This is a genomic window from Ruegeria sp. BH8 (assembly GCF_056538065.1).
The window spans coordinates 108066-133501 of the sequence record NZ_JBQFSP010000010.1 but is presented as its reverse complement, the minus strand read 5'-3'; the positions used below and the strand labels follow the sequence as shown (position 1 = coordinate 133501).

Annotated in this window: 25 protein-coding genes; 12 read left to right on the top strand and 13 right to left on the bottom strand. The window is 58.8% G+C overall.

Annotated elements, in window-relative coordinates; genetic code table 11:
• Positions 1 to 41 precede the first annotated feature (41 nt).
• Genes phnG through phnN form a run of 8 tightly spaced genes read left to right on the top strand, consistent with a single transcriptional unit; the run spans position 42 to position 5638 of the window.
• Entirely contained in the window at positions 42 to 500 is a 459-nt protein-coding gene (gene phnG, locus ACR0AD_RS15965) for a phosphonate C-P lyase system protein PhnG (protein ID WP_267365721.1), read from the top strand.
• On the top strand, positions 500 to 1075 hold the full coding sequence (gene phnH / locus ACR0AD_RS15960) for a phosphonate C-P lyase system protein PhnH (protein ID WP_480488331.1): 576 nt from the start codon (positions 500 to 502) through the stop codon (positions 1073 to 1075). The genes phnG and phnH overlap by 1 nt, the downstream gene beginning before the upstream one ends.
• A gap of 3 nt (positions 1076 to 1078) precedes the next feature.
• Positions 1079 to 2170 carry a carbon-phosphorus lyase complex subunit gene (locus ACR0AD_RS15955; RefSeq protein WP_480488329.1) on the top strand — a complete coding sequence of 364 codons (1092 nt, stop codon included), beginning with the start codon at positions 1079 to 1081 and terminating at the stop codon, positions 2168 to 2170.
• Entirely contained in the window at positions 2167 to 2763 is a 597-nt protein-coding gene (locus ACR0AD_RS15950; protein ID WP_480484063.1) for an HAD family hydrolase, read from the top strand. The genes ACR0AD_RS15955 and ACR0AD_RS15950 overlap by 4 nt, the downstream gene beginning before the upstream one ends.
• Complete coding sequence (locus ACR0AD_RS15945; RefSeq protein WP_480488327.1) at positions 2760 to 3620, top strand: alpha-D-ribose 1-methylphosphonate 5-phosphate C-P-lyase PhnJ; 861 nt, start codon at positions 2760 to 2762, stop codon at positions 3618 to 3620. The genes ACR0AD_RS15950 and ACR0AD_RS15945 overlap by 4 nt, the downstream gene beginning before the upstream one ends.
• The gene (phnK, locus tag ACR0AD_RS15940; protein ID WP_267365779.1) at positions 3617 to 4387 is read left to right on the top strand and encodes a phosphonate C-P lyase system protein PhnK; all 771 of its coding nucleotides are present in this window, start codon (positions 3617 to 3619) and stop codon (positions 4385 to 4387) included. Before ACR0AD_RS15945 ends, phnK begins: the two co-directional genes overlap by 4 nt.
• A 22-nt stretch (positions 4388 to 4409) precedes the next feature.
• Positions 4410 to 5093, top strand: coding sequence for a phosphonate C-P lyase system protein PhnL (gene phnL / locus ACR0AD_RS15935; protein WP_480488325.1), 684 nt, complete (start codon positions 4410 to 4412; stop codon positions 5091 to 5093).
• Positions 5090 to 5638 (top strand): phosphonate metabolism protein/1,5-bisphosphokinase (PRPP-forming) PhnN, encoded by a 549-nt coding sequence (gene phnN / locus ACR0AD_RS15930; RefSeq protein WP_480488323.1) that lies wholly within the window; start codon positions 5090 to 5092, stop codon positions 5636 to 5638. The genes phnL and phnN overlap by 4 nt, the downstream gene beginning before the upstream one ends.
• Here the strand turns inward: phnN and ACR0AD_RS15925 are convergent.
• Positions 5620 to 6303 (bottom strand): DUF1045 domain-containing protein, encoded by a 684-nt coding sequence (locus ACR0AD_RS15925; protein WP_209505313.1) that lies wholly within the window; start codon positions 6301 to 6303, stop codon positions 5620 to 5622. The two genes, phnN and ACR0AD_RS15925, sit on opposite strands and share 19 nt — an antisense overlap.
• 52 nt (positions 6304 to 6355) lie before the next feature.
• Between ACR0AD_RS15925 and ACR0AD_RS15920 the strand changes: the two genes are divergently transcribed.
• Positions 6356 to 7498 carry an alpha-D-ribose 1-methylphosphonate 5-triphosphate diphosphatase gene (locus ACR0AD_RS15920; RefSeq protein ID WP_480488320.1) on the top strand — a complete coding sequence of 381 codons (1143 nt, stop codon included), beginning with the start codon at positions 6356 to 6358 and terminating at the stop codon, positions 7496 to 7498.
• Here the strand turns inward: ACR0AD_RS15920 and ACR0AD_RS15915 are convergent, their stop codons facing one another.
• Genes ACR0AD_RS15915 through ACR0AD_RS15885 form a run of 7 tightly spaced genes read right to left on the bottom strand, consistent with a single transcriptional unit; the run spans position 7499 to position 13992 of the window.
• Entirely contained in the window at positions 7499 to 7975 is a 477-nt protein-coding gene (locus tag ACR0AD_RS15915) for a class I SAM-dependent methyltransferase (RefSeq protein ID WP_480488318.1), read from the bottom strand.
• A gap of 10 nt (positions 7976 to 7985) precedes the next feature.
• On the bottom strand, positions 7986 to 8741 hold the full coding sequence (locus tag ACR0AD_RS15910) for a polysaccharide deacetylase family protein (protein ID WP_480488316.1): 756 nt from the start codon (positions 8739 to 8741) through the stop codon (positions 7986 to 7988).
• Positions 8738 to 9880, bottom strand: coding sequence for a glycosyltransferase family protein (locus ACR0AD_RS15905; protein WP_480488314.1), 1143 nt, complete (start codon positions 9878 to 9880; stop codon positions 8738 to 8740). Before ACR0AD_RS15905 ends, ACR0AD_RS15910 begins: the two co-directional genes overlap by 4 nt.
• On the bottom strand, positions 9877 to 10461 hold the full coding sequence (locus tag ACR0AD_RS15900) for a histidine phosphatase family protein (RefSeq protein ID WP_480488312.1): 585 nt from the start codon (positions 10459 to 10461) through the stop codon (positions 9877 to 9879). Before ACR0AD_RS15900 ends, ACR0AD_RS15905 begins: the two co-directional genes overlap by 4 nt.
• Positions 10458 to 11534 carry a glycosyltransferase family 4 protein gene (locus ACR0AD_RS15895; protein WP_480488310.1) on the bottom strand — a complete coding sequence of 359 codons (1077 nt, stop codon included), beginning with the start codon at positions 11532 to 11534 and terminating at the stop codon, positions 10458 to 10460. The genes ACR0AD_RS15900 and ACR0AD_RS15895 overlap by 4 nt, the downstream gene beginning before the upstream one ends.
• Complete coding sequence (locus tag ACR0AD_RS15890) at positions 11534 to 12781, bottom strand: glycosyltransferase family 4 protein (protein ID WP_480488308.1); 1248 nt, start codon at positions 12779 to 12781, stop codon at positions 11534 to 11536. Before ACR0AD_RS15890 ends, ACR0AD_RS15895 begins: the two co-directional genes overlap by 1 nt.
• A complete protein-coding gene (locus ACR0AD_RS15885) occupies positions 12778 to 13992 on the bottom strand; it encodes a glycosyltransferase family protein (protein ID WP_480488306.1) in 1215 nt (404 codons plus the stop codon). Before ACR0AD_RS15885 ends, ACR0AD_RS15890 begins: the two co-directional genes overlap by 4 nt.
• 391 nt (positions 13993 to 14383) lie before the next feature.
• Between ACR0AD_RS15885 and ACR0AD_RS15880 the strand changes: the two genes are divergently transcribed.
• On the top strand, positions 14384 to 16765 hold the full coding sequence (locus ACR0AD_RS15880; protein WP_480488304.1) for a mechanosensitive ion channel domain-containing protein: 2382 nt from the start codon (positions 14384 to 14386) through the stop codon (positions 16763 to 16765).
• 58 nt (positions 16766 to 16823) lie between these two features.
• Here ACR0AD_RS15880 and ACR0AD_RS15875 read toward each other — a convergent pair whose 3' ends face one another.
• From ACR0AD_RS15875 to ACR0AD_RS15855, 5 genes are read right to left on the bottom strand one after another with little or no spacing between them, the layout of a single operon-like run.
• Entirely contained in the window at positions 16824 to 18179 is a 1356-nt protein-coding gene (locus ACR0AD_RS15875; RefSeq protein ID WP_480484050.1) for a CoA transferase, read from the bottom strand.
• On the bottom strand, positions 18176 to 19330 hold the full coding sequence (locus ACR0AD_RS15870; RefSeq protein ID WP_480484049.1) for an ABC transporter permease: 1155 nt from the start codon (positions 19328 to 19330) through the stop codon (positions 18176 to 18178). Before ACR0AD_RS15870 ends, ACR0AD_RS15875 begins: the two co-directional genes overlap by 4 nt.
• Positions 19327 to 20355: an ABC transporter permease gene (locus ACR0AD_RS15865; RefSeq protein WP_480484048.1), complete on the bottom strand. Its 1029-nt coding sequence runs from the start codon at positions 20353 to 20355 to the stop codon at positions 19327 to 19329. Before ACR0AD_RS15865 ends, ACR0AD_RS15870 begins: the two co-directional genes overlap by 4 nt.
• A gap of 14 nt (positions 20356 to 20369) precedes the next feature.
• A complete protein-coding gene (locus tag ACR0AD_RS15860; protein WP_267363794.1) occupies positions 20370 to 22283 on the bottom strand; it encodes an ABC transporter substrate-binding protein in 1914 nt (637 codons plus the stop codon).
• Positions 22276 to 24048 (bottom strand): ABC transporter ATP-binding protein, encoded by a 1773-nt coding sequence (locus ACR0AD_RS15855; RefSeq protein WP_480488302.1) that lies wholly within the window; start codon positions 24046 to 24048, stop codon positions 22276 to 22278. Before ACR0AD_RS15855 ends, ACR0AD_RS15860 begins: the two co-directional genes overlap by 8 nt.
• A 233-nt stretch (positions 24049 to 24281) precedes the next feature.
• Here ACR0AD_RS15855 and ACR0AD_RS15850 point away from each other — a divergent pair, with 233 nt between their 5' ends.
• Together ACR0AD_RS15850 and ACR0AD_RS15845 are read left to right on the top strand one after the other, a co-directional pair.
• The gene (locus tag ACR0AD_RS15850) at positions 24282 to 24779 is read left to right on the top strand and encodes a class I SAM-dependent methyltransferase (protein WP_480484045.1); all 498 of its coding nucleotides are present in this window, start codon (positions 24282 to 24284) and stop codon (positions 24777 to 24779) included.
• 19 nt (positions 24780 to 24798) lie between these two features.
• Positions 24799 to 25428 (top strand): glutathione S-transferase family protein, encoded by a 630-nt coding sequence (locus tag ACR0AD_RS15845; protein WP_480484044.1) that lies wholly within the window; start codon positions 24799 to 24801, stop codon positions 25426 to 25428.
• The last annotated feature ends 8 nt before the right edge of the window (positions 25429 to 25436 follow it).

The following is a 25436-nucleotide window of genomic DNA, read 5'->3' as shown; positions in this document are numbered from 1 at the left end:
AGTTGTATAGTTCATATAGATAACCCGGCCAAGAGGCTTTGATGACAGATCAGACAGAAATCGCGACCGGGGCGCGCAGGGATTGGATGGGATTGCTGGCCCGTGCACCTGACGACACCCTGATGACCTTGTGGGACGGGATTGAGACCCGCCCGAGCTTTGACTGGCTGCGCCGCCCCGAGGTCGGGAGCGTGATGGTGCGTGGTCGCACCGGCGGCACCGGAGCGCCGTTCAACCTGGGTGAAATGACGGTCACGCGCTGTTCTGTGGTGTTGCAGGATGGAACTGTTGGTCACGGTTATGTTCAGGGTAGATCGAAACCCAAGGCCGAAGCCGCAGCATTGATTGATGCGATGATGCAGACCGGGGCAGCGGATGAGGTGCAGGCGCGGCTGCTCGACCCGCTTCAGCAGCAAATGCAGGCGGTCAAAAGCACTCGCGCGGCCAAGGCAGCGGCCACCAAGGTTGAGTTTTTCACGCTTGTTCGGGGGGAAGATTGATGGCCGCGCAAACACAGTTTTCCGGGGGCTTTGAAAACGCACCTGTCGATGCTGCACATGCGTTCCGCGCTGCGATGACCGTCATGGCATGCCCGGGCGACATACGTGTGCTATCGGGCGGCGAACCTCCAGCGCCCCTGTCCGTGGCGGCCGGTACACTGCTGCTGACGCTGTGCGACCCCGAGACCAGGGTTCACCTGGCCGGAGGCACCGATACCGCCGCAATCCGCAATTGGCTGACATTCCACACGGGCGCCCCGCTCGTATCCGCAGCAAAGGCTGATTTTGCCGTTGGCACGTGGGAGGCATTGGGACCGCTTAACGCCTATCGCATCGGAACGCCGGAATACCCGGATCGTTCTGCGACCCTGATTGTGGAATGCGACCGGCTAGAGCAGAGCGGTGCCGTTCTGAGCGGCCCTGGCATCAAAAAGACCGCGCGCCTGTCTCTGCCGGATATTCCGGCGCTTCAGGGGAACGCGATGCTCTACCCTCTGGGGTGCGATTTCTTCTTTACCTGCGGCAACAGGGTTGCGGCCCTGCCACGCAGCACGCAGATCACGTCGGAGGCGTAAGCGATGTATGTTGCTGTCAAAGGGGGTGAAAAAGCTATCGAGAACGCCCATGCCTGGTTGGCCGAAGAACGCCGGGGCGCGACCGATGTGGCAGAACTGAGCCTTGCACAGATCCGCGAACAGTTAAGCCTTGCAGTGAACCGGGTCATGGCGGAAGGCTCGCTTTATGACCCCGACCTGGCTGCGCTGGCGATAAAGCAGGCGCGGGGCGACCTGATCGAGGCGATCTTTCTGATCCGCGCCTATCGCACCACGCTACCGCGTTTTGGCCATTCAAATCCGGTCGAAACAGGTGAGATGGCCTGCGACCGCCGGATATCGGCCACGTTCAAGGATGCGCCCGGTGGGCAGGTTCTGGGGCCAACGTTCGACTATACGCATCGTTTGCTAGATTTCAAACTGGCCGCGGATGGTGATGTCCCGAAAGTTCCGGAAGGTTCAGCGCGGCAGGAACCGACGCCGCATATCACTGAATTCCTGAAAGACGAGGGCCTCATTCAGGACGAGCCGGCAAGTGATGACACCCCCGGCGACCTGACGCGCGAACCGATGGAATTCCCCGCCAATCGCCCGTTGCGCCTGCAATCGCTGACACGCGGGGATGAGGGTTTCGTGCTGGGCATGGCTTATTCCACCCAGCGCGGTTACGCACGCAACCACGCGTTTGTGGGTGAATTGCGGATCGGCAAGGTTGCTGTTGAAATGGACATCCCCGAGTTGGGTTTTGCCATAGATATCGGCGAGGTCGAACTGACCGAGTGTGAGACGGTGAACCAGTTCAAGGGTTCAAAAACCGAGCCGCCTCAGTTCACGCGCGGTTATGGTCTGGTCTTTGGTCAATCCGAACGAAAAGCCATCGCGATGGCCTTGGTTGATCGCGCGCTGCGGTGGAAGGAACTGGGCGAAGACAATCTGGGCGCGCCTGCGCAGGATGAAGAATTTGTTCTGAGCCACGCGGACAACATTCAGGCGACCGGTTTTCTCGAACACATCAAGCTGCCGCATTACGTGGATTTCCAGTCCGAGCTTGAACTGGTCCGCAAACTGCGCCGCGAGGCTGACGCGCGGATCACGTCAAAGGAGGCTGCGGAATGAAGGCTGTCGTTTTTGATATCGGCAACGTTTTGATCCAGTGGGATCCGCATTTGGCATGGCTGGATGAGATGGGTAGCCGCGAGGCGGTGGCAGAGTTTCTCACTCGTATCGATTTCCCCGAACGTAATCTGCGGGCCGATGGCGGTGAGGATTTCGCTGATCTGGCTGCTGAACTGGAAGATGCTGACGACCAGCGACGTCTGAGTTCTTATGTTGAGCGCTATGCCATGACCGTCCCACACAAGATCGAGGGAACTTGGCGATTGCTCCATCGTTTGAAAGAACAGGGCACCCCGGTTCATGCGATCACCAACTGGTCAGCGGAAACATGGCCCGTTGGTGTTGGTGTGCATCCTGAACTGGGCGAGGTCTTTGGCGTGACCGTAGTGTCAGGTCAGGAAAAGCTTTTGAAACCGCAGCCCGAGATTTTCCGTCGGATGTGCGACCGGGCCGATCTTTCCCCTCAGAACTGTATCTTTGTCGATGATAGCCCAAGAAACGTGGATGGAGCCCGCGCCGTTGGCATGGACGCCATACATTTTACCAGCCCTCAGGCCTTTGAAGTAGCCTTAACTGCGCGGGGACTGCTATGAGCGCGTACAACTTTGCATATTTGGACGAACAAACCAAACGGATGATCCGCAGGGCCATCCTGAAGGGCCTGGCTATTCCAGGGTATCAGGTGCCCTTTGCCAGCCGTGAAATGCCGATGCCTTATGGCTGGGGCACCGGAGGGGTGCAGGTCTCGGCCGCGACGCTGACGCCTGAGGATACGCTCAAGGTCATCGATCAGGGTGCGGATGACACGACCAACGCAGTGTCGATCCGCAAGTTCTTTGAAAAGACCGCAGGTGTGGAGACGACCGAGGAAACCGAGAAGGCGACGGTGATCCAGACCCGCCACCGCATCCCCGAGGCGAAGCTGCGCGAAGATCAGATTATCGTTTATCAGGTGCCGATCCCGGAACCTCTGCGTTTCCTCGAACCGCGCGAGACCGAGACACGCAAGATGCACAGCCTTGAAGAATATGGGCTGATGCATGTTAAACTGTATGAGGATATCAGCCAGCACGGGGCGATCTCGACCGCTTACGCCTATCCGGTGAAAGTGTGTGGTCGGTATGTGATGGACCCGTCCCCGATCCCCAAATTCGACAACCCGAAGCTTGAAATGGATGCGATCCAGCTGTTCGGCGCAGGGCGCGAGCAGCGCATTTACGCGGTACCGCCACATACCCGGGTCGTGAGCCTTGATTTCGAGGATTACCCGTTCGAAGCCACCAAGGCCGATCATCCCTGTGACCTGTGCGGGGCCGAGGACAGCTATCTGGATGAAGTCATTTTGGATGATGCGGGCAACCGAATGTTTGTCTGTTCGGACACTGATTATTGCCGGTCGCGCCGCGCGGCCGGCCATGTGGGCCGCTTGGCCGAGGAGAACGCAGCATGACCCCCCTGTTGCAGGTCAACGGCATCGAAAAGCTCTATGGTGCGCGGATCGGATGCACGGATGTAACTTTTGATCTCTACCCCGGTGAGGTGATGGGAATTGTCGGCGAAAGTGGCTCGGGCAAGTCGACCCTGCTGAATTGTCTGGCGGGTCATCTGGTGCCCGATGCGGGGCAGGTGATCTTTGACACGCGCGCGAACGGGCCGGTGGATACGGTGACCATGTCGGAGCCCGAACGCCGGATGTTGAGCCGTACCGACTGGGCCTTTGTGCATCAGCATGCACGTGACGGCCTGCGGATGTCAGTTAGTGCCGGAGGCAATATTGGTGAACGGCTGATGGCCGTGGGCGAGCGCCACTATGGTGACATCCGAGACAAGGCCATTGACTGGCTGGGCCGGGTCGAGATCGAGGCGGCGCGCGTTGATGACCGGCCCACCGCGTTTTCGGGCGGGATGCAGCAACGTTTGCAGATCGCCCGCAATCTGGTGACTGGCCCGCGACTGGTGTTCATGGACGAACCGACCGGGGGGCTGGATGTCTCGGTTCAGGCGCGATTACTGGACCTCTTGCGCGGCTTGGTGCGTGAAATGGGGCTGAGCGCGATCATCGTGACCCATGATCTTGCTGTGGTGCGCCTGTTGGCCGACCGGTTGATGGTGATGAAGGATGGTCATGTGGTTGAGGCCGGGCTGACCGATCAGGTGCTGGATGATCCCCAACACGCCTATACGCAACTGCTAGTGTCCAGCGTTCTGCAGGTTTGAGTATTTGGGAAAAGGTGAAGCAATGATTGAACTGATCAATGTGAGCAAAAGCTTTACCCTGCACAATCAGGGCGGTGCTGTTATCCCGGTGATGGAAGGCGCGTCGTTGAGCGTTGAACCGGGTGAGTGCGTTGCTTTGACCGGGGCGTCTGGTGCGGGCAAGTCCACGCTGATGCGCGTGATTTATGGCAACTACCTGGTGGCCTCTGGTCAGGTGCTGGTTGGAGGTCTGGACGTGGCAAAAGCCGAGCCGCGCCAGATCTTGACCCTCCGCCGGGAAACGCTGGGCTATGTCAGTCAATTCCTGCGGGTCGTGCCGCGGGTGCCGACACTGGACGTTGTGGCAGAGCCTTTGCTGGCCGTGGGTTGCGACAGAATTGAGGCGCTGGAGAAATCCGCCGAGTTACTGAAGCGGCTGAACATTCCTGAGCGCTTGTGGACCCTGAGCCCCACAACCTTTTCGGGCGGCGAACAGCAGCGGGTGAACATTGCGCGTGGCTTTGCGCATGACTACCCGGCGATGTTGCTGGACGAACCGACGGCAAGTCTGGATGTGCAGAACCGCGAAACCGTGTTGTCGCTGATTGAAGAGGCAAAAGGACGTGGCGCGGCGATTGTCGGGATATTCCACGACCTCGATGCCCGTGAGCGCGTCTGTGACCGCGAAGTCAATGTCGCTGACTTCACGCCGGGACTGGCGGCATGACACTTGCCCCTGTCATAGCGATTGTTGGCCCCTCGGGCGTTGGCAAAGACAGCGTCATGGAAGCGTTGGAGGCACAGGTGCCTGGCGTCCGGCGGGTGCGAAGGGTGATCACCCGCCCCGCAGGCGAAGAAGGCGAGGATTTTGACCGGGTTTCGGTTGCAGAATTCCAGCAGATGGAACAGGCAGGCGCTTTTGCCCTCAGCTGGCCTGCGCACGGACTGTTCTACGGTATCCCGGACGAGATTTTGCGACAGCGTCAGGGGGCGATTGCGGTTCTGGTCAATCTTTCCCGCGGGATTCTTTTGCAGGCGCAGAAGGTGTTTGGAGATCTGATTGTGATCTCTCTGACGGCAGATGTCGGAGTTTTGGCGCGGCGCCTGTCCGAGCGGGCACGGGAAAGCGCAGACGAGCAGGCGCGGCGGTTGTGTCGCGCCAAAGTGGCGTTGCCGGATGGTCTGAACCGGGTCATCCAAATTGACAATTCCGGCGCGCTGGAAGACACGGTTGCCGAAATCCTGCGCCGCCTTCAACCGGAAAGCGCGTAGCGATGGATCAGGTGAAACCGCCCTTCTTCCGCCTCGCCCATCAGGGCAAGATCAGTGATCTGGAAAGGTTGCGGCAGCAAGGGGCTCAGATGGGTGTGCAGTGCTTCTTGGGTTGCCCTGAGGGTTGGTTTGTCCAGTTTACCGCTGAGCGTGATGTGAAATCGAAACGCGTCCAGCACGTAGGGATAGCCCCATTGGGTCAGATTAGCGTCCTGCTCGGGGGTCAGTCCCGCGGCGCGGCGGCGCGTCAGTTCGGCCTGAGTGGCAGGTGCGCGAAACCGGTCGAGATCGCGAACACAGGCCGCGGCCAACGCATTCAGCGCCTGCGTTTCACCCAGCGGGCACAGGGCCAGAAAACGTCCAAGACGGGTAATTTCCAGACCGTCGAGTGTGATGGGCTGCCGAGTTGCAGCCAGCGCAATGCACGCCTGATGCAATGCGTCAAAGGTCAGGCCGTCGCGCAACCGGAACGGCGGTTTCAGGGTCGCGTGCAGCCCGTATTTGCGCGGCACCTCAGTGATGGTCGCTATGTCGATGCCACCCATGATCGGATGCGCGACCTGCGTTCCCTTTGCCATGTCCCAGCCCAGCCAGCTGGTTGCAAATTCCGTCCAGGCCACCCCGGCGGGTGGCGCAAAATAGATCGCGTATCGCGTGAATGTCACATTGGCCTCCTATTAAGTGGCCTTCCAATACCTCAGATTGCGTAAAGTTCAGATGACAGAAGACTTGATCCTTGCCAATGCCACGCTTGTGTTGCCGAATGAAACCGTGATCGGTTGTGTTCGAATAGCAGGTGACACTATCATCGAAATCGACACCGGGCGTGCAGTTCCCGCTGGTGCGATAGATTGCGAAGGCGACTATGTCAGCCCCGGTCTTGTCGAGTTGCACACGGATAATCTTGAACGCCATATTCAGCCGCGCCCCAACGTGCATTGGCCCCATGCTGCCGCCATTTTGGCCCATGACGCGGAACTGGCCAGCGTGGGGATCACAAGTGTGTTCGATGCGATGCGGGTTGGTTCGATCCCGTCCGGCGCCGGACGGTACGGAAAATATGCACGCGGCCTGTCGCGGGAGTTGTGGGATCTGCGCGAGCAGGATGCGCTTAAGATCAGCCATTTCCTGCATTTGCGTGCAGAGGTTTGTTCCGAGACACTGATCGAAGAACTGGACGAGTTTGGACCCGAGGACAGGGTTGGTCTTGTGTCCATCATGGATCACACCCCCGGCCAGCGTCAGTTTCGCGACATGGGCAAGTTGCAATCCTATCTGAAGGGAAAATATGCCATGGACGATGATACGTTCTTTCAGCATGTAGCCCAGCTGAAAGGCCTTCGGGATCGCAACGGTGATGTGCACGAGGTCGAAACCGTCAAAGCCGCGCGCCGATTTGGAGCCGTTCTTGCCAGTCATGACGATACGACCGAAGATCAGGTGAAGGTCTCGGCGGGTCACGGCATTCGGCTGGCTGAGTTCCCCACAACGGTTGAGGCCGCACGAGCGTGCCATGATCGCGGCATCAAGGTCATGATGGGTGCGCCAAACGTTGTTCGCGGAAGCTCTCATTCCGGGAATGTTGCAGCCCGAGAATTGGCCGAGCTTGGGCATCTGGACGTAATGTCCTCGGATTACGTGCCGTCCGCCTTGTTATTGTCTGCGGTCATGCTGGGTGAAATGTGGGGCGATATGGCGCGTGGGATGAAGACCGTCACATTGGCCCCGGCGCAGGCCGCCGGGCTGGAGGATCGTGGCGAGTTGCGCGCCAATGCCCGCGCCGATGTTATCCGTTTCCGGATGCGCGCGGGTGTGCCAGCCCTCAACTCGGTTTGGGCGCGCGGTCGCCGTGTGGCGTGATCAGGCTGTATAGAACAGGTAACGGTCCGGCGCGATCGTCTCAGGCCCTTTGATCTGGTTGAAGCCGACAAGGGGCTGGCCGGAAATCAACAACCCACCGGGCTGCATGACTTGCGCGATCAACGGGCTGAGGCGTGCGGCTTCGGCCACATCTTCGTGTTTGATGCCGCGTCCGAAATCATAATGAGCCAATGCGATCCTGTGCCCCTCGGCCATCAGCCTCCGCAGCATGGGTTCAGCTTCGCCTTGCAGGAAATCTTCGGCCGGTGGCGTGCTGTCAGGATGGCATTGCAGCACACGATCCATCACCCAGATCCGGCGGTTCGGCAGGATCTCTCGCAGGTGGTCATAGGTGCGACCATTGCCTAGCCCCATATCCAGCACGTCGCCAGTTTGGTCACTGATCTGTTCGGCTGCCCAGTTCAGCCCGTCGCGCTGAGCCGTCAATCGGCGCAGCATGGAATCCAGTCGGCTCATGACGATGTCCTCATTCGTTCTTTGGTGCGACCCAGGGTGTGGCAGGACCGTCCAGCAGATGTTTCAGCAGCGCCTCGGTAAAGGCCCAGATGTCCTGATCATGGACCAGGTGATGGGTCAATACTCCAAAAGGCTCGGCGTTGTCTGCGCGGCCTTCGCGCCTGTCCCGCAGGAGGTTGACTGTCTGCGCGATCAGGCGATCCGGAGAGATCAGACCGCGTGAACCCCGCCAGTCAATCGGGTCAAGATGTGTGTTGACCTGCTCAAGCCCCGCAGCCGCCATTTCCGTTCTGCGGGGCGTTGCCGTGGAAAGAATGCGGTATCCCAGTGACGGAAGGTGTTCGATGACTTCTGGTGCAATGCGGTTCCACGGAGGGACAAACATCGGCCGCAGGGCGTTGCCGAACAAGGCGTCAAGGCATGACAATCCTGCCGCAGCATCCGCAACAACCTCGTCCAGCGGACGGTTGAGACGAAACTCGGCTTTCTTCTCACTGGCAGGCGCATGGTTCTTGTGGGACCACCCGTGGACCACAGGGATGAGAGTTTCGCCGCGCGCAACATAGTCAGCCAGCGCAGGGGTTGCCGCATGGGGAATGACGGCCAGATGTACCGGCAGGCCCAACTGTGCGGCCAGACCGGACAGGCGATCCAACCGCGATGTCGGAGCGATCGCGTCATCGTCTCGCCACCACAGCGGAAGCGACAGGCCCGCTGCACGCCAATGGGTCAGCTCGACCTCAAGTGGGTACCAATCCGGGTTCATGTACGCCATTCCAGCAGGTGTTTTGCGATCTCTACGGTTTGGGCCGCGCCATCAAATCCGAAATCCTGCTGTGCGCGGGGTCCATCTGAAATGACGCGTTCTACGGCCTGCGCCATCGCCTGCCCGCTCAGGGTTCGGCTGAGAAGCACCTCGATGGCTGGCAAACTCGAAAGGCTTTGCCCTCGCAGCCCCTGTTCAACCTCTTTGCCATCATCGAATGGGACAAAAACAGCGGGTGTTCCGCTTTGCAGAATATCCATGGCGGTGTTGTAGCCGCACATGCTGACCGATGCAGCCGCATGGGGCAGCATCTGGCGAAAATCCGGGCGCACGGGTTCCAGAATTGCCGAGGTTCCATCAGCCATTTGGGACAGCTCGGCTATTCTCGCCTTGGCATCCGTCCCGCCGACCAGCAGGCGCCAGCACCTGTTGGGCATCTGGCGGGCGGCCTCGATGGCCGCGCGAAAGATCGGTTGCCCCACAGAACCGCCGCCGGCACTGACAAGGATTTCGCCCTGCCCAACGGCATCAGGATGCGGTTGAGGCAGTTCCGGCGCAACAAAGCCGGTATAATGCAACCGTTCCGCCAATCGGTCAGACACCGGCCAACTGACCGAAAGCGGTGTGACACTTTCGGTCGAGTGAACAAGAATGCCGTCAAAAAAGCGGGTGACGATATCTTCTGTCCGCTGGGCCTTGGCAGGTTTGGAAGGCGGGGCCAGAATATCCCGGATCGATCCCAGGATGATCGGAGGCCGAGGCAGGACCCGTGCCGCATTCAGGGCCGCGTCGAACTCCGCTGCCAGCGACCGGCGACCAAAGGGGTAAAGCTCGGTTACCAGGATTTGCGGCTGAAAGCTGTTTACCGCCTGCACCATGGCTGTCACACGCGCGCGCTGATAATCCGCGTCAGCCTCGACGCCGCTTTCAGTCAGAAGCCGGGTGAAATTGGTTCCATCTGATCTGAGTGGCGGCAAACCGAACAGGGTTAGCCCGCTGCTGTCCAGTTGAGGCGCAGGCATCCCGCCCGAGACGACCATGACTTGGTGGCCGTCATCCCGGAACGCCCGGCCCAACGTCAGGGCCCGGCTTAGATGCCCTGTTCCCAAAAGGTGCGTGACAACGATCATCACCTTCATGGCATCGGCCCATGTTTGATCAGGCGAGCGGGGTCCGGGTCTGCGGTCATTGTGTCCATTTCAACGATATACAGCCGATTGCGCTTGATCTTGAAGGGGGCGGGACCATCAAAATCCCAACCCCACGCCTGGGCGAGAATGACCCGCATGATGCCAATATGGCAGACCGCGACTGTATCCTGTCGTAGTCCGGATACCCAGGGGCGAAGCCTGGTCCAAACCTCGGCAGGGCTTTCACCGTGAGGCGGGCGAAAATCCCAGCTCCAGTCTTCGATATGGCGATACCCGCTGGTTTCATCGGCGATCAGGTCGACACCTCGAAGCCCCTCCCAGTCGCCCCAATTCATTTCGGTCAGCGCGTCCGAGGTTTTCGGGGCGCGCCCAGACACGATCCGCGCCGTTTCACTGGCGCGCAGCAACGGGCTGGACCAGATATCAGCGGCGGCCCATGGGTCAGGCAAGCGATACCCGGCCAGTTCAGACCGCGCGTCGTCATCCAGTGGAATATCACTGCGCCCCTGAATGCGCCCTGCGCGGTTCCAATGGGTATGCCCGTGGCGAAGCAGTGCAAGACGGGTCATGATACATCCTTCAACAAGGGCCGTAGATGTGCCCACAATCGCTCGGTCGCCTGAGGCATAAGATGACGCCGGGCCACATAGCTGCGCGCATTCGCCCCAAGCGCATGGCGCTGCGCGGTATCCTCCAGCAGGTTTTGCATGTGATCGGCAAGCCCTCTGGCCCCAGCATCAACCGATGAGTAAACAGCAGGTGCCAGCACATCCCGAACGCCGGGGCGGTCCTGTGCGATCACGGGCAGGCCTGTCGCCTGCGCCTCGAGATAGACCATCCCATAGGCTTCGTTCACGCCGGGCCAGACAAGCAGGGATGCGTGTTGGTAGATTTTCTGCAAGGCCGCCCGGTCGAGCTGGCCCAGAAAACGCACCCGGCTTCCGAACGGCACCATCAACGCTTCAACATCCGGCCGCGCCGGACCGTCCCCCGCGATGTTCAGGTTCCAGTCACATGTCAGGTGCGAAAGGGCTTCGGCCAAAATCCGGTAGGACGCCAGCTTGTCCCCATGCCGCATCATTCCGACAGTCAGCATGGGGCCGTCCCCGGTCGTTGCCACAGGCAACACGGTTTCAGGCAGAAATGGCGGCAATTCAACCAGTGCCTGCTTGCCAAAACGGTCCCGTTCCAACGTAATCAGGTCATTGGCTGTGTGGTAGAAAATGATATCCGCTGCATCACACGCCTGATGCGCCGCTTGGGCGAAATCGGCCCACGGCCCGTTCAGCCTGCTTGATGCGCGCGTACTTTCCAATTGCACATACGGAATGCCGCGCGCCTGGCAGATCTTGGGGCCCAGCAGGTCGGGTGCTTTGTAGTAATTGTGATAAGTCACCCAAAGATCTGTATCAAAGGGCAACTCGGCGTTCAGCCGCTGTGCTTCATTCTCAGCCGCGCGAACAAGGGTTTGCTGTAGGTCCCGGTTCCCGTTCTTGTCATAGATGCGCAGGTCCGAGGCCAGTTCGACCTTATCCCCTTGCGCCGCCAAGGCGAGCATCAGGTTTCGCGCCATTTCGCGGTCGCCTGAGGGTTTCTGGCTGCCGGGGGATTTCATTGGCGCATAAAACGCTACCCGCGCCATTACGCGTCTTCCATGCTCAGGGTTTTCAACCGTGCCGACAGCCGTTCAATACCAGGGTCCATTCGAAAATCTGCAATCAGACGGTCATAGGCTGCACGCGCCATAGTTGCTGCCGTTTCCGGATCAGCGGCCAGAGCTGAAATGGCCGAAGCCAATGCAGCCGGGTCGTCATCAGACAATACGCCATGCGTTCCGGATTGGATGAATTCAGGGATGGCCGAAACCGGTGTCGACAGGATCGGCAACTGCTGCGATGCGGCCTCCATCAACACGTTCGGCAATCCGTCACGATCCCCGTCCGCAGCAATACGGCTGGGCAGGACAAACAGGTCGGCCCTGCGCATGGCTTCGATCACCTCCGGCTGATCGCAGGCCCCCCTCCAGGTGATGCGGTTCGCGATACCAGCAGCGCGCGCCTGTGTGTGCAGAGTGTCCCCAAGACCCCCGCCGCCAATGTGGGTCCAATGCCAGTTCAGGTTCTCCGGCAGCAGCGTGAATGCCGCAATAAGGCGGTCAAAGCCCTTCTTTTCAACCAGTCGTCCAACGGAAATCATGTGAAACGGGTCACCAGCGGCACGTGTCCCGCGCTTTGGCGGTTCGGGGAAGCGCGACAGGTCCAGACCGTGATAGATAAGCTCCACGCGGTTGGGGTCATCAGCGAGGCTGCGCAGGTGTTCCGCGCCGATTGCCGTGCAGGTGGCCCCGAAAGCGGCCCCATACGTTGCGGCCTGCAGCTTTTCACGCTTTTCCCAATCCGGTGAGGTCCAGATATCCTTGGCATGGGCGGAAAAGCTCCATGGCAGACCGCGCATGATGGCCGCATATCGGGCGACCGACGAGGGAGTGTGCATGAAATGGGCATAGAGCCCCTGCGTCTGGGCGGGTAACTCGGCGGCCAGAACACATGCTTGCCCGAACCGGCGGATGCGGTTCGGCGTCGGGTCGCGGCGCAGGTCGTGCCGCCAGATCTTGTAGGCTGCGGCATAGCCGGGCAGGTCTTGGGCGGCAGCGCGGGCCGCCCACACCCGCTGTGGCTCTTCATGCAGGTATTCTGGAAGATAGCGAACCTGCCCCGAGAAGCGTTCGTGCAAAGGGTGACGTTTGGTGTCGGTTGGATGGCGCAGAGACCAGATGTCAAATCGGTGTCCGGCTTCCTGCAAGGCAACAAGTTCCTGCGCGATAAATGTTTCGGACAGTCGCGGCCAGCCTTTGACCACAACCGCCAGATTGGGAGAGGCCGAGTTCATCCAGTGGCTCGTTTCTGTTCCCGTGTCAGCAGGCTGTCAATGCGGTCGGTGACATAGTCCAAACCATCCAGCAATCCGCATTGGATGGCCTGCGACGGCACTGATTGGTGCGGCAGGTTGCGGATGGCACGGATCATTGCGTCGGGTGTCAGGCTGTCGCGTTGTTCGTCCAGCATCTTGACCAGCCCCAGCTCTTCTGCGCGTGAGGCCCGTATCCACTGTTCCAGACGGGGTGTGGTGCGTGGAACGATGACGGCCCGTTTGTCAAAGGACAGGACCTCGCAAAACGTGTTGTAGCCGCCCATGCAGACCACGCCTTCGGCCCCGGCAAACAGCGTTTCGATCTGCGATTCAAATCCAACCGCGGTTACACGACCATTCAATGCGGCAACCCGTGCTTCGAATTCATTCCTCAATTCACCCGACAGGAATGGGCCATAGACCAGCACGGCACGCGGCGACAGGTCTGGGTCTTTCTCGTAGGCGGACAAGACGAGGTTGACCAACGCCTTGCCATCGCCCCCGCCGCCGGGTGTGATCAGGATATAGGGTTGCTGAGGCGGTTCCCCGATCGGGCCGAGGTCGCGGCGCAGATATCCCGTCCAGTGAATGCGGGATCGCGCTGACGCGCTTAGCGGCAAGCCTTGCGTCGGGTCATAGATCGACTGTGATCCATAAACCCAAATCTCATGATAGAACCGCTCGGTCGCTTCGATGGCTTCTTTGCGCGCCCACTCGGCGGCCAGTACTTCGGGTTCGTCCAGCACATCACGCAGACCCAGAACCAGTTTCGTTCCGCAATGGCGTTCAAGGTATTTCAGTGTCGGCACCAGCTCACCCCGGAACCCTGTCGGTTCCTTGTCGACGACCAACACGTCGGGGTCGAATTGCTGAACCGCAGTCTGGATCAATCCCGCGCGCAATTCGGTTACTTCGTCGATCCCCATTCCGATTGTACGCGCGGCATACGATCCGTCCGCGCGCTTGGTCACACCGGGCAGGCGCACATGGTCAACGCGGCGGGGAAAGGTAAAACGGCCTGCCACGGGCGAACCCGTCAGGATCAGCGCCGAGGCGCTTGGATCCGCCTGCGTGATTGCCGCAGCCAAGGCGCGGGACCGGCGCAAATGCCCCAGACCGAACGTGTCGTGGCTGTAAAACAGGATACGCGGCGCGCGGTCCGGTTTAGAATTGGTTGTGCCAAGGCTCATAGTGTTGCCCGTCTTCTTGATCCCAGAGCGAAATCCGCGCGTTCGCAAGCGTTACTGTATATTTCAATCCCACGCTTGCCAAAGGCGGATTTGCGCACTTGCAAATGTTTCAAGCATTGCGATTTGGCAACAGCGTATTGACTGTTTCGCGACATATCGCACCACCGCCAGACAAGATCGCCTAATGAGAACGATGAAGACAATCGAGGCCGACCAGAAACCTTTGCTTGGTCATATTCAATTATTGAAAGATTGAAAACACCTGCGCTCATCAGAGTGCGCCAAGAACACGTCCAAACACGATATTGAGACGGTTCGATGCGAGTATTTGAACTGCTTGAAACGCTTCTGTAATCTGACCAATATCGGCAAAAACTGGATGCACGACCCAATGCGAAATAACTTTCTGGCCGCATTTTTTTTGGCGTTTTGGGCCATTTTCCTGAGCATTTCCACTGGTGCATTGGCGCAGTCATCCTTGATTCCCGGATATCCTTCAGGGTCGGGCAGTTCGTCCGAGGCCGACAAGGAAAGTGATCTGGCCGCTGCAATCCGCGCGGCCAGCGATGCGGGCGCAAGTGTCATTGTCATCGACAGTGCCGGTCAGGTTGTGACAACGGCAGGCGGAAAGGATGCAGGTTCGGGGGGCGCAGACAGCGATTCGAGCAACCCAATGGGTGACGGTTCGCAACTGATGAAGGCGCAAGAGCGGTTCTCGAAGTTCCGTGAGTCGATGCAATCGAGGCTCGAGGCGCTGCCCTATTCTATTTTTGAAGTACAATACATCCTGCGCCAGACCAGCCCGGATGGCCGAATCCAGACCTATGTCGAGGTGTTGGGCTGGAATATCCTGTTCCTGTTACTTGGGCGGTGGCTGTCGATCGAGATTTACGGGAAACGGTTCGCGCGCCGCTGGGTGGTGGCGCGGATCAAGGACGAACCACAGGGTTATCGGGAAAAGATGCCGTTCCTGCTGTTCCGGTTCCTGATGGGGATCGGTGCTACGGTCTTTGCAATGATCATGGCTTTGATCGTCGGGTATCTGATCTTTGGCGAGGCCGAGGATATCTCGGTCCAGTTCACGATCACCGCCATCTTTACGGCTTTTTTCCTGTCGCGCACGGTGTCGGACCTGTGGCGCATGGTCCTGTCGCCTTATCTGAGCCAATATCGATTACCGCCCTTTTCGGACAAGAATGCGCGCAGGCTGTACATCTGGGCGTCCGTGCTGGCGACCTATGATATTTCGGTCGTCCTGTTTTCCACCTGGGTCGCTGATTTTGGACTGAACTACAACGTCTACGCCATGGTGTATGGCGGTCTGACGATGCTGGGCGCGCTGGGCAATATTCTGATGATCCTGTTCAACGCCCGTGCCATCTCGAACGCGATCCGGGGTGGGCGGGCATCCGAACAGGTGTCTTGGCTGCTGCGGTTTGTGTCATTTGGCTGGGCGCCGGCATTGATCATCTATGTCGTGTTCAGCTGGTTCCGTCTGGCTGTTGATCTGGCGCTGGAGCATCCGACGCCGCTGCCGTTGATTGCAAGCAGCTATCTAATCTTCATGTCCGTGGTCATAGCCTATGGTGCAATGAACTATCTGCTGGAGCGATATTTCGACCGCTCGCGCATGATTAGCGAAATAAACGGGGAAGCCGCGGCAGCGGATGAAGGCGCCGGAGCGGCGGATATACCCGAGGCTGAACAGCCGAAGCAGCATCTTCTGACTTATGAAGACCTGGCCCGCCGGGTAGCCGGAATTCTGGCTTTCGTGCTCGGGGCTTATGCGCTTGTCGTGATATGGTACCCGAACGCGGACTGGAGCGAGGATCTGCCGGTAGAACGTGCGCTGGATGTGATGGTCGTCCTGTTTATCGGGTACATCCTGTTTCATTTCTTTCGGATCTGGATCGACAGCAAGATCGCTGAAGAATCCGACGATGGCACCGAGGTTGAACTGGGCGACGAAGGCGGGGAAGGCGGGCAAAGCCGTCTGGCAACGCTGTTGCCACTTTTCCGGGGCGCAATTCTGGCTGTTGTCGTGGTCACGATCGTACTAATTGTCCTGATGGAACTGGGTATCAATGTCAGCCCGTTGTTTGCGGGTGCCGGTGTGGTTGGTTTGGCCGTGGGGTTCGGGTCACAAACGCTGGTGCGCGACATTTTTTCCGGCGCATTCTTCCTGCTGGATGATGCGTTCCGGAAAGGGGAATATATCGACATTGGGGATGTGAAAGGGACGGTCGAGAAAATCTCGGTCAGGTCCATGCAACTGCGTCACCATCTGGGTGCGCTGAACACCATTCCCTTTGGCGAGATCAAAGTGCTGACCAACTACTCGCGCGATTGGGTGATCATGAAGCTGCCGCTGCGCGTGACCTATGACACCGATGTCGAGAAGGTTCGTAAATTGATCAAGAAACTGGGTCAGGAGTTGTTGGCCGATCCCGTAATCGGAGACAATTTCATCCAACCGCTGAAGTCACAGGGCGTGATCGAGATGCAGGATTCAGCGATGATCATCCGGGTCAAGTTCATGACGAAACCCGGCGACCAGTGGCTGGTTCGCAAAAAGGTCTATCAGGACATTCGCGAGCTGTTCGCGCGAGAGGGGATCAAGTTTGCGCATCGCGAGGTCACTGTAAGATTGGCAGATGGCAAAGAGGCGGAAGACCTGACGCAAAAACAGCGTGAGGCCGTGACAGGGGCTGTTCAGGCCGCAATTGACGAGGACTATCTGGACGATATCGGGCCGGATGGCGACGACCGGTAGAGAGTCCCGCCGCCGCCTTGTGTTGAGTCTCGGATGAGGTGCCCCCGAAAGCGTGAGGTCAGTTGGAAACGAAGGGCCAGACCGGGTCAGATGTGCCCAGTTTCGACGCCGGTAAATCCCATTGCAGCACAGTTTCACCGAGACTGAGGGCTGATCTGAGGCGGTGCCCTGGTCCCCAGCCCGAAACCTCTGTCGCAGGGGAGTAATCCGTGGGCGTCGGAATAATGGTCTCTGCCTCGACGTCGTCTTTGCCGAGAACCGCCAAAAGCTCGGCGGTGCGGGCAAGGGACAGATGCGCATGCATGATGGAATTGCCCGACGCGGCCTCGGCCAATGCGGAAAGGACGGCGGCTGCCATCAGGTAGCCGGTTGCGTGGTCCAAAGCCTGAACCGGCAATGGCGTCGGTTTGTCGGCGTCAGCCCACTCCATGCCCGCATGCGCAATTCCCGCGCTCATCTGGACAAGACTGTCAAACCCGCGCCGGGTCGACCAGGGGCCTTGCCAGCCATAGGCATTCAGCGTCACCTCGACCCTGTTCGGTGCCAGTTCATCGCGCTTGGCGCGGGTCAGGCCAAGTGCGTCCAAAGCGCCGGGCCGGTACCCATGAACGAATACATCCGCTTGGGGCAGAAGTTCTTGCAGCCTTTCCATGTCGTTGGTCGATTTTAGATCGAGATAAGCACAGTGTTTGCCTAGTGAAATGTCAGGGATCACGCCGGGTTCGTCCCAACCGGGCGGATCGATCCGCAAAACCTCGGCCCCGAAACCGGCCAATGTGCGTGTCGATACCGGACCTGCCAGAACGCGCGTCAGGTCAAGAACCCGCAACCCGGCAAGAGGTCTTGCAGGGGTTGCCTGCGGCCTCTCGCGTAGCTTGACGTACCGGGGGCCTTGCCAACCAATCAACGGATCGCGCGATACAGCGCGGCCCTGCGGATGTTCAAGCCACTCGGTCCGGCTGCGCATGGCAGCGGCCACACCGCCTTCGGCCACAATATCGGTTTCCAAATCGGATATGGCCCGGGTTCTGACGGCTTTTGTCACAGCTTCACGCTCTGGCGGGGTGCCAAGAACCTTCATCGCTGCCGCGCGATGGCGCGGCAGGTTGGTGTGCAGCCTGATCCAGCCATCTGACGCCCTGTAATCCCCCGCGACCGAATCCCACAGGTTTGGCATTTCCCAGCCGTCGGGCTTGAAGGAATAGCCGAACCACAACGATGCCAGCCGATGGTCGACGGCGATCTCGGGGGCTTTCTGGGTCAGGTTCAGCGCCTGCAAAAGCCGGGCCATTTCCTGCCCAACGGCTGCAAAGCTGGCCGTCGCCAGTTCGGAAACGGCAAAAGCACTTGGCAGAGCGCCAGTGCCGATCCTGCGATATCGGTCGGCGGCGGGAAGGGTGGCAAGAAGGCTCATTGCTGATACGGGTCCAGACTGTCGCGCAATCCGTCACCTAGAAAGTTAAAGGCCAGTACGATCACGATAATCGGCAGCATCGGGATTGCCGTCCAGGGGTAGATCTCGATCGATGCGAGGTTCTGCGCGTCATTCAGCATCACACCCCAACTGACCGCTGGTGCACGAAGGCCCAGGCCAAGAAAGCTCAGCGCGGTTTCCCCAAGGATCATTGCCGGGATCGACAGGGTGGCTGATGCAATCAAATGAGACATGAAATTCGGCAACAAGTGCTTACGGATCACCCGGCCCGAGCTTGCGCCCATCATTTCTGCGGCGCGTACGTATTCTTCCTCGCGCAGTGACAGGAACTTGGCACGGACCGAACGCGCCAGCCCGGGCCAGTCGAGGATGCCGAGGATGATCGAAATGATGAAGAATACGGCAACCGGGCTCCAGTTCGATGGCACGGCGGCAGACAGTGCCAGCCACAGCGGCAGTTCCGGCAGTGAACGCAGGATTTCGATGACCCGGTTGATGACCCAGTCAATGCGCCCCCCGAAATAACCCGCCATCGAACCGAACAGGATACCCAGAAAGAATGACACCGAAATACCGATCAGCCCCACGGTCAGCGACAGCTGCGCCCCATAGAGGATGCGGCTGAAGATATCGCGACCCAGCCTGTCGGACCCCCAGAGGAACAAGGTGGCACCATCCGGCGCGCAGAAAAGATGCCTGTCTGTCTTGATAAGACCCGCAAGTCGATATTCGGACCCTTCACAGAAGAACCGGATCGGGCGCGGGTCGTCAGTGTCAGGGACGAACTTCCACTGGAAGGTTTCCAGATCCGCCTCGGCGACGATTGGAAAAACATGAGGGCCAATAAAGGCGCCTTCGTAAAACCAGTTCACAGATTGCGGTGGCGCATACAGATGCTCTCCGTTCCGGTCATTCGGGCCATACGGCGCGATGAAACCGGCAAATGGGAGCATCAGGTAGCACATTAGCAGGAAAATGCCCGAGATCAGACCCAGCTTATGCGTGCGGAACTTGCGCCAGACCAACACCCAGTTGGGGGCATCCAGATCGGCGCGTTCCAGTTGCTGTATCGACGCCTGCGGATCAAACGGCGCGTCATCGACGTAGCGGTTGTCAGGAGTATCGGTCATGCTTCGCGCCCCTCATATCGTATGCGGGGATCCAGCATCACCAGCAGAATATCCGAGATCATCGTGCCGATAAGCGTCAGCAGCGCGACAAACATCAGGATAAACGCGGACAGGAATTGGTCCTGCGTTTTCAGTGCTGTCAGCAAAGTCGGCCCGATGGTTTGCAAGCCCAGAACGACTGACACCAGAACCGATCCCGACACCATAGATGGCAGAAGGTTACCGATATCCGCAACGAACGGGTTGAATGCCACGCGCAACGGATATTTCGCCAGCATCCGCGATGGGGCCATACCCTTGGCAATGGCTGTTTCCACATAAGGCTTACCCAGTTCATCGAGCATATTTGCCCGCAGGCGCTGCATCATAGCCGATGCGCCCGAGGTTCCGATAACAAAAGTCGGAACGATCAGGTGGATGAGAATGGATTTCATCTTGTCCCAACTCAGCGGCTGACCTTCGAATTGCGGGTCCATCAGGCCGCCGATAGGCAGGTTGAAATACCGATGCCCGTAGTAGAACAGGATCAGGGCCAGCAGGAAGTTTGGGGTCGCCAACCCCAGATAACCCACAAAGGCCGAGGTATAATCAATCCATGTCCGTGATCGCGCCGCTGCAATAACACCTAATGGAAGGGCAACGGCATATACAAACAGGATGGCGGCCAGATTGACGACGACCGTCAGCCAAAGCGTGTCGCCCACAATTTCAGATACAGGCCGGTCAAATTCAAATGACCAGCCGTAATTGCCTTGGATCAGACCGGAAAATCCGTGCGGTCCCGGCCAGAAGCCCACCCAGATCAGGTACTGTTCCCACATGGGGCGATCCAGAGCGTACTCGGCGCGCAGAAACTCGGCCTTGGCGACACCTGCTGACTGGCCCGAAGCCTGAAGTTCGGCAATCTGGTTGCTCAGGTAATCACCGGGCGGCAGGTTGATGATTATGAAAATCAAGACCGAGACTACCAACAATGTCAGCAGCATCGTGAAAAAGCGATACACCGCATAGCGCAGCATGACCATTTAGCTGCTCCTGCTTAGTCGGCGAAAAAGAACTCGTCCGGGCGGTGAACGCCGAAATGCGCACCGGGCTCCCATGCCCACATGGCCTGTTCCGGCACATTGCGCAGACGGTTCGACACGACAATCGGTTGGGGTGCTCCGTTCAGGATACCGATGGCAAAAAGCTGGTCGGCGTGGATTCTCAGCATCTCAGTCCAGACTTCCTTGCGTTCGTCATCGGTAGTTGCGACCTCCCAGTCATGGGCCAGTTGCATCAGGCGTTCTGCCTCGGGCATGTCGGGGGCTTCCCCGGCTTCACCACCTGTCTGATAAAACTGGCCCCATTTCGGCCAGGCCAGGAAGACCTGATCGGTTGGTGCCAGGTACGCCGGTGACGTGTGCGCTTGCGGGATGCCGTCATCCCATCCATACCAGACCGATGCCATCGAGTTGCCGGCAAACACCCGGTTGCGCAGGATATCGCGATCCAACGGGCGCATGACCAGCTTGACCCCGATCTCGCGCCAGGTGTCAGTAACGATCTGAAGGGCGTTTTCAACCTCTTGCCGCTCGCCGGCGGTTTCGATCACCAGCTCCATTGGGCGCCCGTCCGGTAGCAGGCGGATACCGTTCTTGTCGCGCTGGGTCAGGCCGACCTCATCCAACAATGCATTGGCCTGGCCGACATCGTAACCGGCCCATGCGGTGGCATTCTTTTCATCGTAAAAGGGCGAGGCAGGCAGAACCGACATTGCGCCGGGATGCGCAAGCTTGAAATACAAAGCCTGGTTGATTGTCTCGCGGTCGATGGCAAGGGACAGGGCGCGCCGCACACGGACGTCACGCAACACGTCGCGCCAGACGTCATCCTCGAAATTGAGGTTCGGATAAATCGCGATTTGCGACGCAACGCCGGTTTTCCATAGCAATGTCTTGTAGCCGCCTTGCGCCTCGCCTTTTTTCAGGATCGAAGCGTCGCGGAAATCCAGACCCCGGCCTTGCAGGTCGCTTTCCCCTGCATTGGTTTTGGCAGCGACCAGACCGGGGGCAACGATCTCCATCTCGACCACATCGATATAGGGCAGCTGAACCCCTTTGCTGTCGATGCGGTGGTAATAGGGGTTACGTACGAAATTGTGGCGGATTTTCTTGCCGGAACTTGCATTCAGCCAGGGTTGCAACGTGGGCAATTCGTGATTGTCGAACTTGTACAGGTTGTCGAGCTTGTTGTGCAGCGCGGCCCAGCTTTTGACGCGGGCATCGTCGACCAGAAAGGCAAGTTCCTCGGGGTCGGCATATTTCTCGTGATATCGTTTCAGGAAAGCTGCTGGGCGATAAATAAAGGGCGGTCTTGCCTGAGCCAGCGATTGTAGAAAACCCGGGTTAGGGTCCTCCCATTCGAAAATCACAGTGGTTTCATCCGGGAAGGTAACGGTGGGTGATTTGCCTTCGACTATCAGAAAATCCGGCGGGCCTGACGGGCTGAGCAATTTGTTGTTGGCAACGTCTTCCCACCAATAGCGGAAATCTTCCGACGTAAACGGAGAACCGTCTGACCATTTGTGCCCTTCGCGCAGTTTCAGGGTGAACTTGCGGCCGTCTTCGTTTTCAAACGACGCCAGCAAATCGGGGATAATCTCATAGTTCTGGTCAAAACCGACCAGCCGGGCATAGCCATAGACAACCATCTGGCGGATATCTTTGGACCGCGTGATCATGGTGCGCAGGGTGCCGCCCTGTTTGCCGAACTCGCGACCCTTTGCTGCCAGATCTACAATCAGCGGGTCCGCTGGCAGGCGCTCCTGAACGGGTGGCAGATTGCCCGCTTCTACTTCCGCGTTCCAGAACGCGCTTTCCTGCGGCGTCGGAATTGTCTCTGCCGTGGCGGGCAGCATCCCGATGAGCGCCAGCGAAGCGGCCAGGATCAGGGGGCGAGTGGTCTTAAACATGGCAACGTACCTTATGGCCCGGTTCCAATTCCACCAATGAGGGTATCACGGTGTCCGAGAAACGAAAGGCTTCATCCCAACTGTCCGGCGCGCCGGCGCCCAAGGAAACCACTTGCAGGTCGATCGGGCGATTGATGTCGGGTTCGGGTTGAGCGGCAATCAGCGCTTTGGTGTAGGGGTGGCGCGGATTGTAGAAAAGAGTTTCGGGGGGTGCTTGCTCGACGATCAGGCCGCGACGCATCACGGCAACTTCGTCGGCGATCCGCGCGACCACAGCCAGATCGTGCGAGATGAACAGATAGGACAGGTTCAGGCTGTCCTGTAGATTTTCCAGCAGGGTCAGAATCTGCTCTTGTACAGATACGTCCAGCGCCGAGGTGGGTTCGTCACACACGATGAGCTGTGGATCGAGCATCATGGCGCGGGCTATCGACAGACGTTGCCGCTGGCCCCCCGAAAAGGCGTGTGGATAGCGTTTCAGCATGTCGGCTGTCAGGCCGACGCGCTGCAACATCTCGGCGGCCTTGTCGCGCTGCTCGGCCGTTGTTCCGATACGGTGAATTTCCAGCGGCTCGGTCATCGCGTCCTGAATGCGCATCCGCGGGCTGAGCGAGCTGTAGGGATCCTGAAACACCATCTGCGCATTGCGCTGAAACGCCGTGCGCTGGGCGCGGGTCATGTTGTGCACTGTGATGGGATCGGCATTCGGCACGGTGCGAAACAGGACTTCTCCGCCGGGATCGGGCAGTTCTGCACCCAATGCAATCCGCGCGGCTGTTGTTTTACCTGATCCGCTTTCACCGACAATGGCCAGCGTCTTGCCGCGTGCCAAATTCAGATCTACCCCTTTGCACGCATAGATTTCCTTGTCGGCCTGCCACCCTTTGCTGGACCGCATCGTGTAGGTTTTGGAGACACCCTTCATCTGAAGGATCAGATCGTCGTCCGGCATCGGTATACCCACAGCATCCTGATCTGGAATTTCCGGTGCAGCATCAAACAGTTGTTTGGTATATGGATGTGCGGGGGAGGTCAGGATTGGTGCGGCCGAGCCAGCCTCCATGATGCGGCCCTTGTGCATGACCACAACCTGTTCGGCCATGTTGGCGACCACGCCCAGATCATGGGTCACCAGAATAAGCGCCATGCCGGTCTCGCGCTGCAATTCCTTGATCAGCCCCAGAACCTGCGCCTGAGTGGTCACATCCAGCGCGGTGGTTGGCTCATCCGCGATCAGCAACTCGGGTTTGGATACCATGGCCATCGCAATCATGGCGCGTTGGCGCATTCCGCCCGACAGTTCGAACGGGTAGGAGTCATAGGCGCGCTGCGGATCTGGAAAGCCCACGCGCTCGAACTGCGTCAGGACCTTTTTGCGCGCCTCAGACTCAGATAGCCCGCGATGCAGCCACAGGACTTCACTGACCTGATTCCCAATCTTGTGCAGAGGTGACAGCGATCGCATGGGTTCCTGAAAGATCATCGAAACGCGATTGCCACGAATGCCGCGCATTTCCCGCTCGGAGACAGCTGTCAGGTTACATGTGCCCTTGGAATCATTCAGAGTTATCGTGCCGCTGCGTATCTGGGCCGTTCGCGGCAGAATCCGCAAGACGGCCCGGCACGTGATGGTTTTACCCGATCCCGATTCACCGACCAGCGCCAAGGTTTCTCCTGGTTTGACATCGAAATTCACATCCGTGACCACTGAACTTCCCGCACCAAAGCCGATGCTGAGGTCTCTGACAGACAACAACGCTCTCATGCAGGTTTTCCAACCGTTTGGCCGCTTGGTGACATCGGTCGTTTCAACTCCCCGTGATTTTTTCGTCAGTGTCGCGCGGTTCCGCCTGTCTAGTCAAACCCGTTCTTGGGCTGAAATGTCGCGAAAATGTGAAACTTTGGGCTTCGTCGCTACACAAAGTCTTGAGAATTTGTCATCTAAGGCGGCGTCGGGGGCACCTATGCTTTCGATTGGTATCAAGGAGATATTTGCCAGTGTCCGAGAATCAAAGTCGTCTGGACTTGTTTATCGATCGTATGGTGTCGCAGCGCGCCTGCCTGGATCACGCGATTGCGCAAACGGCAGGCATGGCTGGCCCGGTGTTTGAACTGGGTCTGGGCAATGGGCGCACCTATCATCATCTTGTGCAGCATATCGATGGACGCCCTGTCTTTGTGTTCGAACGCGCGGTGGCTTCGCACCCTGATTCAACCCCGCCCGAGGATCGGGTGATCTTGGGGGATGTGCGCGAGACGCTGCCAGCGGCGGTCGACAGGTTTGGACCGACAGCAAGCCTCATTCATGCAGACCTTGGGGGGCATAATCGCGAAAAGAACGACATCTTTGCGCGGCTTGTTTCCCCGTTGATCGAGCCCTTGCTGGCATCGGGTGGATTAATGGTATCAAGTGACCGGATGTATTTCGAGGCGCTGGAGGAAATGCCGTTGCCCGAGGGTGCCGTCGAAGGGCGCTGTTTCATCTATCGGCGCTGACCAGAGAGAAGGGGCCCGCATGATATTCTACGATTGCTCTACGGCCCCAAACCCGCGCCGTGCCCGCATGTTTATCGCGGAAAAAGGGTTGGACATCGAAACGCACGAAATCTCGATTGCTGAGGGCGCGCAGTTGAGCACTGAGTTTCGTGCGGTGAACCCCCGGGCCACAATCCCGGTTCTGGTAACGGATGAAGGCGCAGTCCTGACCGAAAATCTTGGCATCGCCGCGTATCTTGAAGCGCGTTTCCCCGAGCCGTCCTTAATGGGCCGTACCGCTGATGAAAAAGGGTTGGTCTTGATGTGGAACGCAATTGCCGAGCAGCAGGGTGGTGCGCCCATCGCTGAGGCTTTGCGCAACAGCCACCCGGCGTTCAAAGACCGTGCCATTCCCGGCACGGTAAATCATGCGCAGATCCCCGAACTGGCGCAGCGTGGGCGCGAGCGGGTTGCGTCGTTTTTTGAACTGCTGGAGGCGCGGCTGAAGCAAAGCGCGTATGTTGCGGGCGATGAATTCACTCTGGCGGATATATCCACTTTTGTTTTTGTCGATTTCGCGCGCGTCATTAAGATGCGGATACCGGACGGCAATACGAACACGCAGGTTTGGTTTGAAAGCGTGAAAACCCGCCCAAGCGCCCAGCTTTAGGTTTGCAA

Excerpts from the sequence above, each read along its gene's own strand:
- ACR0AD_RS15885 (WP_480488306.1), bottom strand. The coding sequence starts at position 13,992 with ATGAGCCTTGGCACAACCAATTCTAAACCGGACCGCGCGCCGCGTATC.
- ACR0AD_RS15865 (WP_480484048.1), bottom strand. The coding sequence starts at position 20,355 with ATGGTCATGCTGCGCTATGCGGTGTATCGCTTTTTCACGATGCTGCTG.
- ACR0AD_RS15915 (WP_480488318.1), bottom strand. The coding sequence starts at position 7,975 with ATGAGCCGACTGGATTCCATGCTGCGCCGATTGACGGCTCAGCGCGAC.
- ACR0AD_RS15860 (WP_267363794.1), bottom strand. The coding sequence starts at position 22,283 with ATGTTTAAGACCACTCGCCCCCTGATCCTGGCCGCTTCGCTGGCGCTC.
- ACR0AD_RS15910 (WP_480488316.1), bottom strand. The coding sequence starts at position 8,741 with ATGAACCCGGATTGGTACCCACTTGAGGTCGAGCTGACCCATTGGCGT.
- ACR0AD_RS15920 (WP_480488320.1), top strand. The coding sequence starts at position 6,356 with ATGACAGAAGACTTGATCCTTGCCAATGCCACGCTTGTGTTGCCGAAT.
- ACR0AD_RS15950 (WP_480484063.1), top strand. The coding sequence starts at position 2,167 with ATGAAGGCTGTCGTTTTTGATATCGGCAACGTTTTGATCCAGTGGGAT.
- ACR0AD_RS15905 (WP_480488314.1), bottom strand. The coding sequence starts at position 9,880 with ATGAAGGTGATGATCGTTGTCACGCACCTTTTGGGAACAGGGCATCTA.
- phnL (WP_480488325.1), top strand. The coding sequence starts at position 4,410 with ATGATTGAACTGATCAATGTGAGCAAAAGCTTTACCCTGCACAATCAG.
- ACR0AD_RS15945 (WP_480488327.1), top strand. The coding sequence starts at position 2,760 with ATGAGCGCGTACAACTTTGCATATTTGGACGAACAAACCAAACGGATG.
- ACR0AD_RS15900 (WP_480488312.1), bottom strand. The coding sequence starts at position 10,461 with ATGACCCGTCTTGCACTGCTTCGCCACGGGCATACCCATTGGAACCGC.
- phnN (WP_480488323.1), top strand. The coding sequence starts at position 5,090 with ATGACACTTGCCCCTGTCATAGCGATTGTTGGCCCCTCGGGCGTTGGC.
- ACR0AD_RS15955 (WP_480488329.1), top strand. The coding sequence starts at position 1,079 with ATGTATGTTGCTGTCAAAGGGGGTGAAAAAGCTATCGAGAACGCCCAT.
- phnH (WP_480488331.1), top strand. The coding sequence starts at position 500 with ATGGCCGCGCAAACACAGTTTTCCGGGGGCTTTGAAAACGCACCTGTC.
- phnG (WP_267365721.1), top strand. The coding sequence starts at position 42 with ATGACAGATCAGACAGAAATCGCGACCGGGGCGCGCAGGGATTGGATG.
- phnK (WP_267365779.1), top strand. The coding sequence starts at position 3,617 with ATGACCCCCCTGTTGCAGGTCAACGGCATCGAAAAGCTCTATGGTGCG.
- ACR0AD_RS15875 (WP_480484050.1), bottom strand. The coding sequence starts at position 18,179 with ATGAGCCTTCTTGCCACCCTTCCCGCCGCCGACCGATATCGCAGGATC.
- ACR0AD_RS15845 (WP_480484044.1), top strand. The coding sequence starts at position 24,799 with ATGATATTCTACGATTGCTCTACGGCCCCAAACCCGCGCCGTGCCCGC.
- ACR0AD_RS15895 (WP_480488310.1), bottom strand. The coding sequence starts at position 11,534 with ATGGCGCGGGTAGCGTTTTATGCGCCAATGAAATCCCCCGGCAGCCAG.
- ACR0AD_RS15855 (WP_480488302.1), bottom strand. The coding sequence starts at position 24,048 with ATGAGAGCGTTGTTGTCTGTCAGAGACCTCAGCATCGGCTTTGGTGCG.
- ACR0AD_RS15890 (WP_480488308.1), bottom strand. The coding sequence starts at position 12,781 with ATGAACTCGGCCTCTCCCAATCTGGCGGTTGTGGTCAAAGGCTGGCCG.
- ACR0AD_RS15870 (WP_480484049.1), bottom strand. The coding sequence starts at position 19,330 with ATGACCGATACTCCTGACAACCGCTACGTCGATGACGCGCCGTTTGAT.
- ACR0AD_RS15880 (WP_480488304.1), top strand. The coding sequence starts at position 14,384 with ATGCGAAATAACTTTCTGGCCGCATTTTTTTTGGCGTTTTGGGCCATT.